Genomic DNA, 12,672 nt, shown 5'->3' on the forward strand with positions numbered 1-12,672 from the left:
GCGGCGTAACGTCACCGAGTGCCGAAACGAAAAGAAACTATGTGCGGAATCGCAGGAATGTTTTCAGTAAAGCCAATGCATCCAGAGGACGGTTACACCCTGTCCCGGATGCTCAAGACGATCGAACATCGTGGACCGGATGGCGAGGGCAGCTATGTAGACTCGGAGCGCGGGCTCGCTATGGGGCATACGCGACTGTCTATCATCGATCTAAACACGGGCGATCAACCAATACACAACAGGGACAAGTCCCTCAGCCTAACCGTGAATGGCGAGTTCTATGACTTTAAGAAGTACCGCTCACATGCCATGGCGGAAGGGGACCGCTTCAGCTGCAAATCCGACAGCGAAATCGCTCTCACACTCTACCGGAAATTCGGGAAGGCGTTCGTGGAGCATCTGCGGGGTGAATTTGCCTTCGCTCTTTACGACAGGGAGAAGGACGAAATGCTGTTCGTGCGAGACCGTTTCGGCATCCGTCCATTGTTCTACTACAATTCGGGAGAGACTTTGGTATACGGTTCGGAGGTGAAGGCTATTTTGGCCCATCCGGAAGTGCCCAAGCGCCTTTCTCGCAAGGCAGCTCTGCACCAGCTGATGCAGACAATAAAACCGGGCACTTCAGCTTTCGAGGAGATCGTAGCGGTCGAGCCTGGCCACATGATGGTCGTGCGGAAGCGTAAAGGAAAATTGGAGACAAGTACCCGAAAGTATTGGGATATGGATTTCCCGGAGATCGATGCGCGAGACACGATGTTGAGCGAGCAGGATCATGTGGATCGCGTTCGCGAAAAGCTTATCGAGTCGGTGATCTTCCGTTTGGAGGCGGATGTACCTGTAGGTTGCTACTTGTCGGGCGGAATTGATAGTTGCTGTATTCTCGGTCTAGCGACAGGGGCGATGCAGAGCCCGGTCAAGGCGTTCACGATCAGCTTCGATGACGATAAGTACGATGAGGCTCATATCGCCAAAGAAATGTCTGACAGCATGGGGGCGGATCAAGAGCAGATCAACCTGAAGGCTGAAGACCTCTATGGTGACAATTTCATTAAAACCGTTTGGCACGCGGAGCGCACATTTTACAACACGCTTGGTGTTGCGAAGTATTTGATGAGTCAACGGGTCAGGGAGTGTGGATACAAAACGGTAGTAACGGGAGAAGGGGCTGACGAGTTGTTTGGCGGGTATCCCGCTTTCAAGCGGGATATGTTTCTCCATGGTCTGAATGACGAACCACCTGAAGAGCGAGAGCGACTGCAAGGTCTTTTGGACGAATCGAACAAGCTCTTCAAGGGGGCAATACTTGCAGAGAATCAGTTGAAGCACGCGGCGTTCGAGGAACTCTGTGGCTTTACCCCATCATGGATTCAACCTTGGATGGCGACGCTGGAGCTGGCGAAGCCGCTTCTAAGCGACGATACGTTAGATGAGGTTGGAGACTACGATCCGATCCATGGAATTGCTTCGAAGATCGACCCAAAGATGCTGAAGAATCGACACGCCCTCGACAAAGCTCAGTACACGTGGAGCAAGTGCCAGTTGGAGGGGCAGATTCTCAACTGGGGCGGCGACCGAGTCGACATGGCGAACTCCATGGAGTCGCGCCCGGCTTTTCTTGACCACCACTTGGCTGAGGTTGCGATGCAGGTCCCCGCTAACCTGCGCGTGAAAGGTAATATTGAAAAGTGGGTATTGCGAGAGGCAGTCAAGGGCGTGCTTCCAGAAGTTCTCTACAAGCGCGAAAAATTCGCTTTCATGGCGCCTCCGGCTCACACGAGCCCGGACAAACAGGCGAAGGTGAACGAGCTGATCGAGCGTTTCCTCAACCCCGATGCGATACGAAAGTCGGAATTGTTGAGCCCAGTCCGTACGGCGAAATTCTTGGAGGATTACCGAAAGGATAAGGACCCGGTTTCTTTGACGAGAAAGGATACCTTACTGAATCATTTGCTGTGCTTGCAGATCTTGAGTTCAACCTTTGTGGAGAATCCAATTGTATCCACTTAAAACGTACTAAAATTTCAGGTGGAACTAGTAATCGACATTGAAAGACTGAAGCAGGACTTCTTCGAACTGTCTGAGATCGGAAAGAACCCCGAAGACAGAGGCTTGTACCGGACTGCTTTTTCCGAAGCGGATATGCAAGGCAGGGAGTGGCTTCGCAAAAAGCTCGATGCTTGCGGCCTCGAGGTACGCACGGATGGAGCGGCGAATGTCTTCGGGCGTCTTTCTTCCAGTGACGATTCGGCGAAAACGATCCTAGTCGGTTCCCACCTGGATACAGTCCCCTGTGCGGGTGCTTTGGATGGAAGCCTAGGCGTGCTTGTCGCTCTAGAGTGTTTGCGTTCCTTGAAAGAGCAGGGCCAGGACTTGCGCTCTCATCATCTCGAGTTGGTCGCATTCAGCGATGAGGAGGGTCGCTTTGGGGGGATGTTCGGATCCCAGTCAGTGGTTGGGGCGGTCACGCCTGAGACTCTGGAGTATTACAGCGACTTGGAGGGCTGCACCTTAGCAGATGCGATGCGTCGTTGCGGTATGAATCCATTGGAAGCTCTCGATGCTCGTCTCGATCCTGAGGATATCGATTCCTATCTCGAGCTTCATATCGAGCAAGGCCCGGTGCTAGATCGGTTGCGAAAGCCAGTGGGCATCGTAGAAAACATAACCGGTCTCTTCAAGTGGCTGATCAAGATACGCGGCACTGCCAACCACGCCGGAACGACTCCCATGGAGATGCGGGAAGACGCTTTTATGGGCTTAGCCGATTTTGCTCACGAGATTCCGAGAATCTTGGAGGAGAATGGTGCCGAGTCGAGTCGCGCGACCATAGGGAGAGCCCAGATTTTGCCGGGCGCTCCCAACACAGTTCCGGGGTTGGTCGAGCTTACGATTGATGTAAGAGACACCTCCAAAGCTGTATTAGAAGATCTGGGACAGGCGTTTCATCGGGCTTTGTCGGCGATCGCCCGCCGTCGCAAACTCATGTTCGACTACGAGATCCAAAGTGAGATCGAGCCTACAGAGTGTCACAAAGATATTATCGATGCACTCGAGAGCGAAGCCAAAGGACTAGGGCTAGACTATCTGAAGATGCCAAGCGGAGCAGCGCACGACGCGCAAATCATGGCCCAGCTAACGCGTATGGGAATGATCTTTGTCCCGAGTCGCGAAGGTAAGAGTCACTCCCCAGCGGAGTGGACCGCATGGTCCGATATCGAGGCCGGGGCGAATTTGGCTTTGAGAACCCTTAGCCGCATGGCTGGGAAGACAGAAACTTAATCCGTATCCGATGAGTAAGGACACAGCAAAGCAACGAGACCCGTTAAAGTCGATTTATCACGATTCGATCGTCGATAACCCGGGACATTTTAAGCAGCTTATTAATCACAACACCGGATTGCTTTGTATCGACCTGCAGTATTTGGACGCGGTCGAGGGCTACGGGGTTTTTCGCGAACCAGAAAAGTCTGGCGTCCCGAAAGAGGGTCGGGACTACTACTTCAACCGTCTCAAAGAGTTCGTACTCCCTAATGTCAGGCGCTTGCAGGAGGCTTTTCGCTCCTGTCAGCTCGAGGTAATGCATACGCGGATACAGGCCCTAACCCAGGATGGAAGGGATCGTAGCCCTGGTCACAAGCGTTTGGATTTATTAGCGGCACCCGGATCGAAGGAAGCTGAGTTTGTGGAGGCGGTGGCTCCGTTTGGTGATGAGGTCGTGGTGAACAAGACTGCGAGCGGTGTATTTTCTTCCACCAACTTTCACTTCGTTCTCAATAATATGGGAGTGAACGCCCTCTTTGTCTGTGGCGTCTATACCAACGAGTGTGTAGAAACGACGGTGCGCGCGGCGAGTGACTTAGGCTATTTCGTAAGCATGATCGACGACGCGTGCGCAACGGTTACCCCGCAATTGCACGAAGCGAGTATCGCTACCTTGAAGGATCGTTATGCCCGCGTAGTAAGCACAGAGGAGGCTCTTCAAGATATCGCGCGTTTCACCGGAGTGGAGCCTAGCAGTTCGATTTAGTCGGTTGGAGCTTACGCGTCTTCGGATAATTCTCTAGGTTTCCTCCTCGACGAAGCGAAGGGAAATGGCGGCTACGACCAAGGAAGCACCACCGAGGGCAACCGCTATGGCAGCATTGTTGCTGAAAAGGTGCTTTACTACGGCACCGAGCCCTAGGGAAGCGACGATTTGGGGGAGCACGATGAAGAAGTTGAATACACCCATATAGAACCCCATCTTTTTGGCAGGAATGACATTTGAGAGCATTGCATAGGGCATGGAGAGAATACTCGCCCAAGCGACGCCGACGCCCACCATGGAGACGATAAGTATATAGTGATTGGATACGAATACCGTTGAGATCAAACCAAGAGCACCGCAGAGGAGGCAAACGGTGTGGATAGCTTTAGCGGAATACTTCTTGGTGAGTGCGATGAGGGCGAAGGAAAAGAGGAACGCTATGAAGTTGTAGGCGCTAAGGCAAACTCCTGCCCACTCCACACCCTTTTGGTAAGCCGGTTCGCCAACCTTTCCACTGAACACTTGGGTGGCGACCGCAGGAGAAAAGTAGAGCCACAAGCAGAAGAGACCGAACCAAGTGAAGAATTGGGAGACCGCTAGCTGACGCATGGCCTTTGGCATGCTTTTGATACCGGTGAATATCTCCGTGAACATGTTGCCGACGCCAGCAGACTCGGCCTTCTCTCGTTCAAAGGATTCCAGATCTTCGGGCGGATCTTCCTTAGTAGTGATGATGGTATACATCACGGCGAAGAAGAAGATAGCGGATCCGATGTAGAATGAAATCTTCACCGTTTGTGGTATGGCGCTGCCCTCCGTGGAGCCTGCTTCCATACCGAATATATTGCTGAATACCCATGGAAGCGAAGAGGCCGCTACGGCGCCGAGCCCGATGAGTAAGCTCTGCATGGCGAAGCCCGTTTTGCGTTGGTCTTCGGGAAGCTTGTCGCCGACGAAGGCGCGAAAGGGTTCCATAGATACGTTAACCGAAGCATCCAGTATCCACAGCAGGCCAGCGGCCATCCAGAGTGTGGATGAATTCGGCATAGCGATGAGGGTTAAACTGGCGAGGATGGCACCAACGAGAAAGTAGGGTCGGCGACGGCCAAGTCGGGTCCAAGTGCGATCGCTATAGTATCCAATAATTGGTTGCACTATCAATCCGGTGATTGGGGCGGCGAGCCACAATAGGGGGATTTCGCTCTCGTCTGCACCTAAGTATTGGTAGATAGCGGACATGTTCGCCATCTGCAGTCCCCATCCGAATTGGATGCCGAGGAAGCCGAAGCTCATATTCCAGATTTGCCAGAAGGAAAGTCTTTGTTGGGTCATTTGGGGAGGTTCTTAGACGGAAGCGGGGCTTTAGGCGGTTGGCATTTGATCGAGGGATTGCTTCCTCTCAGGGGGGGCAGAATAATTGCGTTGTTGAGTGTCGTCAACGCGATGGTAGCGTTTGTGCAAAGCGAGGAGCCGGTCGATGGACCCTTGGGAGAGAAGGTCGAAACGTTCAGGGTCGAGCCGCCACTGCCAGTTCCCGATGGAGGTGCCAGGCTCGTTCATTCGAGCTTCTGCCCCGAGTCCAAGCAGGTCTTGTACGGGGGTGATCACTAGCCGCGCGACCGAGGCGAAAGCGGCTTGCAGGATTCGGTCGGCAGTGGGGTTCTCGTGGAGGTCGAAGTAATCGAAAACCATTTGCTTGTTTTCGCCGCTCAGAGATTCGATCCAAGCTTGTGTTGTATTGTTGTCGTGGGTACCGGTATAAACGACTTGGTTGCGTTCGAAGAAGTGTGGAAGGTTGACGTTGTTGTCGTCGTGCCCGAAGCCGAACTGCATGATTTTCATTCCCGGGTAGCCTGTTTGCTCGCGCAAGTTAAATACCGTTTCATTGATGTAGCCTAGGTCTTCAGCGATGAACTTAGAATCCGGAATCGCTTGCTCAATTGCTTTGAAGAGTGAGATGCCCGGGCCTAATTCCCATGTCCCTTCCGAAGCGTCTGGGGCATGGGAAGGTACTACCCAAAAGTCTGCGAATCCGCGGAAATGGTCGAAACGTAGGACGTCGAAGAGTTCGAGGCTGGAACAGATGCGTTCGATCCACCACTTGTATCCATTTTTTGAGAGATGGTTCCAGTTGTAGAGCGGATTGCCCCAGAGTTGTCCGGTTTCGGAAAAGTAATCGGGGGGGACACCGGCGACTGAGTCGAGGTCGCCGTCAGTTTTAACGAGGAAATTGTCACGGCGGCTCCAGACGTCTGCGCTGTCGAGGGCGACATAGATCGGCATATCTCCAACGATTTGTACGCCTTTTTCGGTGGCGTAGTTCTTGAGGCGGTTCCACTGGTGGAAGAAGATATACTGGTAGAAAGCGTGTCTTGAGCGTTCGGATATTTCCGGCTGGCTGAGCTTGATCTTGGCGATCCTTTTTGGGTCGCGATACTCCTGGGGCCATTCGACCCAAGAGCGTTGTCCGAAGCGAGCCTTGAGGGCCATGAAAGTGGTGTAGGGGTCGAGCCAATACGCTTGGGATTCGTAGAACGCGTGGAAGGGCTTGCCGTTCTCAAGAGCGAAGGTCTTGGCGTCGAAGCGGGAGTGGGCCTTGGCAAGGATACCCCAGAATCGATGGTAGAGCTGACCGTAGTCGACGTGATCGGTGGGGAGCTCCCGTAGCTCGGATATTTCTTGCTCCTGGAGCAGGTCGTTTCTGGCGAGTTCGTCAAGATCGATGAAATATGGGTTTCCTGCGAAGGCGGAAAATGATTGATAGGGCGAGTCGCCGTATCCAGTGGGGCCGACGGGACAGACTTGCCAGTAGGCGAAGCCGGCGGTGGCGAGAAAGTCCACGAAGCGATGGGCACCCGTACCGAGATTTCCGATACCTGTCTCGCTCGGAAGCGAGCTCACGTGAAGTAGGGCACCGGATTGTCTGGCGGTTAGCCAGCTGTTTTCGAGGTGTGGCATTTTTGGTGGATCCGTCCGTGTTTTTGGGTGAGAAAGGGTCGTGGAGAAAAGGGCTGGCCAACGCAGGTTCCTACGCAGCCAGCCCGTAATTTGTTTTCCCTCTGTGCCTAGAACTTGTACGACATGCCGACCGAGTAGGAGGGGCCGTAGCTTTGGTAGTCGCGGACGAATCGTGGATCGTTGCCTTCGTAGGTTACGAGGGGCTCGTCGTTAAGATTGTAGCCCTGCAAGATGATGGAGGCTCCTTCAAGGCTGCCGGACTGGAAGGCGTAGCTGAGTTGGGCGTCGATGACGGTTTCGTCCTGCACTGTGCGGAAGTCTTCCCCTCGAGGTCCGAAGGAGGAGACGTTAGCACGATACTCGGAGCGATAGCGTCCGCTGATGCGAGCAGCGAAGCCGTTTTCGGACTCGTAGTAGAAGGTAGCGCTTGCGACCTTGTCTGAGAATCCGGGGAGCGGCGTATTCGCGTCGTTGGGATCGGGCTGCACGTTGTTGTCAGTAAAGGCGGCGTTGAGGATAGCTCCGAATCCCTTGAGGGAGTCGCTCAGCTTCTCGCCCGGTAGGGATAGTGTGAGCTCAACTCCTTGCACACTCCCGCCGCTACCGTTTTGTGGGACTTCCACCCCGCCCAAGAAGGTGGCGGGAGTTGATCCTTCGAAGGGGAATCCGGTGAAGTCGCGGATTTGCTTTTGCTTGTAGGCGAAGGTTCGTAGGTCCTTGTAGAAAAGAGCCGCCGACCAGTAGCCCATGCCGTCCTTGAAGTACTTTTCGTAGGAGAGGTCGATGGCGTTTGCTCTCCAAGGCTCGAGTGCGGTGTTGCCTCCGCTGCCTCCCCAAGGTCCGTCGATCGGGTCTCCGATATTAGCTCGGGCAGGAGTATAGCTGAACTGGTAGCCGGCACGCATGTCGGACATGCGTTGGCGCATGATTTGGCGGGCGGCACTGAAGCGAAGGTACTGGTCCTGGGGCAGGAGGAAGTTGAGATTCAGCGAAGGTACGAAATCCTCGTAGCTGTGGGAGTCTGAGACGGGCAGTGTCTCTACGGCGTCACCTTCTCCGCTCGCGGCGAGACCGCTCGAAGACTGTTCGCTGAATACGTATTGGAAACCGATGGCGCCGGTGACTGGAGTGTCGCCGATGCGGGTATCGATATCGAGCTGGCTGTAGAGCTGAGTGATTTGCTCGTCCACGTTCCAGTCAACTGCCACGACGTCTGCGTTCGGATTGTTGATGATCTGGTAGGTGCCAGAGTTGAGGGCTGCGATTGGGTCGTAGCTGGCCATACCTGCGATGCCGATGAAGCTGAGGTCGGTGGTGCCGATGGTGGTGGGGAGTGGGGCTTGGGTGGCTCCGTCGGGGAGGGCAAGGTACTTGCCAACTTCGGCCTCGGATTTAGAACGGTCGGTGAAGCGCAGCCCAACCTGAAGGTTGCTGAATGTTTGGTTGTCCAATTCGCGCTTGGCTCCGACTTTGATTTGCAGGAGTTCGTCTTCGGTCTGCGGTTCTTTGAGATAACCAAGCTGGCCGCCAGGTACGATGTTCCCACCCCATCCTTGTGGACTCGAAAGCACGAGGTTGCTCGGTTCGGTGTAGTCGATCGTTGGGGAGAAGACGGCTCCGGTGCCGCCACTCATGTTGAAGGCTACGGTGTCAGGGATGCCGCTTTGGTTCGAGCCGGTGCCAGAGTAACTCTCCAGAACGGTGTCCACGCGATCGACTTTCGAGTAAGCTATGTCCGCCTCCGCGGTCCAGTCTCCAGGTTTTTCGAATTCGACATTCCAACCGAGGGCGTAGACGTCGGCATCGCGAGTTGCGATATCGTTGCGGACGACTCCGTAGACGTTGTCGTAGATCCCTTCGACTACGAAGCTGTCATCGACGACTTCACTACCTTCGCGGAACTGGGCAGAACTCCACCAGAGGGGAAGTTCGATGCCGCGCAGCAATTGGGTCTCCGCGAAGTTCGAGTAGAAGGCGTCGAAGGTCGAGCGGACGTTTTCCGAAACCTCGTTCTCGAGAACGAACATGAAGGAGTCGCGCTCGAGCGAGCTGGAGCGCACGAATGGCTTGGCTCCGCCGATGATGCTAATGTTGCCGTATTCGTCGGTATCGCCGCTAGGATAACCCCATGCTTGCCATTGCTCGCCTTGCCCCGGCTTGTCGGTGTGGGAGAAACCGAAGGCGATACCGGCCTTACCTTCTTGAAGTTGGTCGATATACGTACCCGTGAAACGGATACCAGAATCGTCGGACCCTGCGTTGAGGGCTCCCTTTTCCGTCCATTCGTAGAATACGTTGGTTGCGATGGTCTTCTTGCCGTGGCTAAGTGGACGGACCGTTTGCAGGTTTACAGTGCCACTGATACCTTGAGTGGCGAGAGCCGCTTCCGTTGTTTTAAATACAGTCGCGCCGGACAAGAGTTCGGCGGGAAATTGGTCGTATTCGATGTCGCGGTTGTTACTGGTAGTGGCGAGCTCGCGACCGTTGAGGAGACCGGTTGTGAATTCAGAAGGAAAGCCGCGGATGGAGATGACCTGGCTTCTTCCGTTGACGCGTTGGGAAGTCATACCTGGTAGACGTGCAAGCGACTCGGCGATGCTGGTGTCGGGAAGTTTTCCAATATCTTCGGCGGAGATTGCCTCAACAATTGTCGGCTTAAATTTTTTCTCCTGGGCAGCAGCAGCGAGACTGCCAGCGAAAGACCCAGTTACCTTGAAGGCTTCGAGGTTGAAGACGTCGTCGTCTCCGTCTTGGGAGTGAGCGATTTGGTTTGTGGATAGGCCGAGTAGGAGCAGAGCAGCGGAGCTGATCCGCGAAACCTGTTTAAGGGGGTTGGGCGTATATTTTTGATTCATATCCGTGTTATTATTAGACGTTTGTAGGGGGGGGTGCCAAACGACGGGGTAGTTTAGTAGCCGTCCTGTGCAAGAGACTGGCTCACTACACGAGGGCACTTAGGTTAGTAATGGCAAAGATAGTGAACCAATGGCCAGTTGGGTCGCTTTCTCGGAGTGTTTGTAATATCGCTGCTGTTTGTATAATTTTCCATCTGCATCTGTCGCATAAAACTGATATGGATAGGACAAAACTTAGGTCGGTCCAAAGCGTATCATGAAAGGTCATGTGATATGACGACGGCCCTAGTTGTCTAATTTCTGTAAGTCGCTGTAAGTCAGTGATAAAAGAAAAACCCTACTCCGAGAGAGCAGGGTTTTGGCAATTGTTTTAGAATGAAGCCTTAGCCATAGATGCTCGAGTTGGATTAGATCATTGCAATGCCGGAGCCGTTGGCGAAGAAAGATTTTTACTGGGAAAGGTTCAGTAGTAGGACGCTTTTTGGCGCTAGTGAAATTTTATCGGAGAGCTTATATAGCGATCCACCGGGAGCGAGTGTAGCCTTGCTGTAGAGATCGAGGACTTCGGCGAATCTGTTGGCTTCGAGCTCTGCGGTCTCCTCGCTGCCGTTGATCGCGACCATCACCGCCTCGTCTTCGAGGATGCGGAAGTAGACGAAGGTGTTTTCGTCGGGGATGAACTGTAGAAGTTTGCCGCGGTGTAGCGCTTTTGTGTCCGCCCTCCAATGGTTCAAGGCTTTCATATAGTCGAGGACCTCGTTTTCCTTTTCGGTGCGTCCTGAGATTGTGAATACGTTGCGCTTGTCGTCTGGCCATCCGCCTGGCATGGTTTGGCGCCAAGCTTCGTCGTCACCCCCGCGATCTTCGTGAGCCATCATCAACTCGGTTCCGTAGTATACTTGGGGAATGCCTCTGGCGGTAAGGAGGAGTGTATAGGCGATTTTGAAGAGGGCCTCGTCTTTTCCTAGGTGTTCGAAGACACGACTCATGTCGTGGTTGTCGATGAATATTACATTTTTATTAGGATCGTTGTAGAGGCGGTCCTGCGCGAAGGCATAGTAAATTTTGCTCAAGCCGGTGGTCCAGCCGAACTTTTCGTTGAGTCCGTCTCGAATTGCGAAGCTGAGAGGGAAGTCTGTAACGGAAGGGAGATTGGAGTCATAACCGTCGTCGACGTTGGGGGCGTCGTCTTGCCAGTAAGATTCGTGGGCAACGGTCTCGACCCAGACTTCGCCAACAATATTGAAGTTTGGATACGCGGAGAGAATCTCTCGAGTCCAACGTGCCATGTACTCGGGATACGGGTACAAGTAGGTGTCCATGCGGATGCCGTCGATGCCGCTGTACTCGATCCACCAGATCGAGTTTTGAATGAGGTAGTCGGCGAGTAGCTCATTGCGCTGGTTGAGGTCGGGCATATAGGGGACGAACCAGCCTTTGACGAGCTGGTCTTGGTCGTATTGGGAAGCGTGAGGATCACCGACTATTGTGCCCTTGAAATTAGTGTATCCATATTTTTCTACATCGTGCACCCAATCTTTGGTTGGAGGATCGCCCATCCACCAGTGGTCGAGACCGATGTGGTTGTGAATCATGTCCATGATGACTTTCATGCCTCGGCCGTGCACGTCAGATATGAGGTCCTTATAGGTTTCGTTCGAACCGAGGCGTCGATCGACATTGTACATGTCGGTTGCGGCGTAGCCGTGGTAGCCGCCATAGCTGGGTGGGGTATTATTCTCGAATATTGGAGTGAACCAGATGGCGGTCATGCCGAGGTCGTCTATGTAGTCGAGGTGCTGAGAAATACCTTGGATATCGCCGCCTTGGCGCTTGGTTGGGTCGGAGCGGTCGACGCCTTCGGTGAGGGCTGCGATCTTGTCGTTTTCAAGGTTTCCGTTGGCGAAACGGTCAGGCATCATGAGGTAGATGAGGTCAGATGCATCGAAACCTTGGTTTCGGCCGGCGGTGGGCTCGCGATCGCGGAGTTCGTAATCTACGATGAAGGCTTCGCCGTCCTTTTCAAATTGAATGGGAACGGTGCCGGCTCGGACACTTTCGTCGATCTCGAGGTAGAGAAATAGGTAATTGGTTGAGTCGACAGCTACTTGCTTTGCGATCGTTACGCCCTCGGTTTGCAAGCTGGCACGATAGAGCCCTATGCCCTCACCGTAGAGTTGTATTTGTAGTTCAGATACAGGCATTTGAGCCCACCAGAAGGGAGGCTCGATGCGGCTGGGTTTCTGTGCGGTGGCGGAACCGACGATCAGGAGTGAGAAGAGGGTGCTGACGATCTTGTTAAGCATAGGGAAATGGGTTTGATGTTCTGAAATTAGCGAGCGAGGACGTGGGAATCCCACGCGTAGAGATGCCGTTTTCCGAAAAAGGCGGGCGTGACGCCTCACCTATGGAACGGAATCGGTGTTCGCACCGGGGATCGGAAGCGACCACCGGATTTGTGGTGAGAGCTTGATGGACAGAGTAACAGGCCAGCAAAAGCTGCTGATAGGATTTTGCGAAGTCGGGTCATGACTCTATTCAGCTAGTATTTAGAGGGAGCGTAGCAGGGTATAAGTCGACTATGACTGATCGGCATCGAGAGGTGCGGCTGCAAAAGCTTGGATAAAGCCAAACTCGGTAGGACAAATCTTAGAGACGCTATCTTGGATTCGAAAGTGAGGTGCGAGCGGTCGCCTTGCCCGGAATCTGACATTCGTAGCTGCCAAACTTCGGACGACGGAAAGTGTTAAATTTCGCGACGTTCGGTCTTTGGAGATTCTTAAAGCATTCAATATTAGTGGGTTAGATGTATCGGTGGAGTTCCGTCGCAAG

7 protein-coding genes are annotated in these 12,672 nt (G+C 53.7%); 3 read left to right on the plus strand and 4 right to left on the minus strand.

Translation table 11 applies throughout. From position 1 onward, the window contains the following. Positions 1 to 39: 39 nt before the first annotated feature. From asnB to QEH53_RS13750, 3 genes are read left to right on the plus strand one after another with little or no spacing between them, the layout of a single operon-like run. Positions 40 to 2,007, plus strand: a complete 1,968-nt coding sequence (asnB, locus tag QEH53_RS13740) for an asparagine synthase (glutamine-hydrolyzing) (RefSeq protein ID WP_309023781.1) — start codon at positions 40 to 42, stop codon at positions 2,005 to 2,007. Positions 2,008 to 2,025: 18 nt separating this feature from the next. Further along, positions 2,026 to 3,279, plus strand: coding sequence for a Zn-dependent hydrolase (locus QEH53_RS13745; protein WP_309023782.1), 1,254 nt, complete (start codon positions 2,026 to 2,028; stop codon positions 3,277 to 3,279). 10 nt (positions 3,280 to 3,289) lie between these two features. Then, on the plus strand, positions 3,290 to 4,027 hold the full coding sequence (locus QEH53_RS13750; protein ID WP_309023783.1) for an isochorismatase family cysteine hydrolase: 738 nt from the start codon (positions 3,290 to 3,292) through the stop codon (positions 4,025 to 4,027). Between the two features lie 33 nt (positions 4,028 to 4,060). Here QEH53_RS13750 and QEH53_RS13755 read toward each other — a convergent pair whose 3' ends face one another. From QEH53_RS13755 to QEH53_RS13770, 4 genes are all read right to left on the minus strand, one after another. Continuing rightward, positions 4,061 to 5,359: an MFS transporter gene (locus tag QEH53_RS13755; RefSeq protein WP_309023784.1), complete on the minus strand. Its 1,299-nt coding sequence runs from the start codon at positions 5,357 to 5,359 to the stop codon at positions 4,061 to 4,063. A gap of 30 nt (positions 5,360 to 5,389) precedes the next feature. Continuing rightward, positions 5,390 to 6,985, minus strand: coding sequence for a 4-alpha-glucanotransferase (malQ, locus tag QEH53_RS13760; protein WP_309023785.1), 1,596 nt, complete (start codon positions 6,983 to 6,985; stop codon positions 5,390 to 5,392). A 107-nt stretch (positions 6,986 to 7,092) separates the two neighbouring features. Next, positions 7,093 to 9,840: a TonB-dependent receptor gene (locus QEH53_RS13765; RefSeq protein ID WP_309023786.1), complete on the minus strand. Its 2,748-nt coding sequence runs from the start codon at positions 9,838 to 9,840 to the stop codon at positions 7,093 to 7,095. A gap of 449 nt (positions 9,841 to 10,289) precedes the next feature. Beyond that, positions 10,290 to 12,146 carry a glycoside hydrolase family 13 protein gene (locus tag QEH53_RS13770; protein ID WP_309023787.1) on the minus strand — a complete coding sequence of 619 codons (1,857 nt, stop codon included), beginning with the start codon at positions 12,144 to 12,146 and terminating at the stop codon, positions 10,290 to 10,292. Between the last annotated feature and the right edge of the window lie 526 nt (positions 12,147 to 12,672).

The sequence above is a fragment of the Pelagicoccus sp. SDUM812002 genome (assembly GCF_031127835.1).
Taxonomy (GTDB): Bacteria; Verrucomicrobiota; Verrucomicrobiia; order Opitutales; family Opitutaceae; genus Pelagicoccus.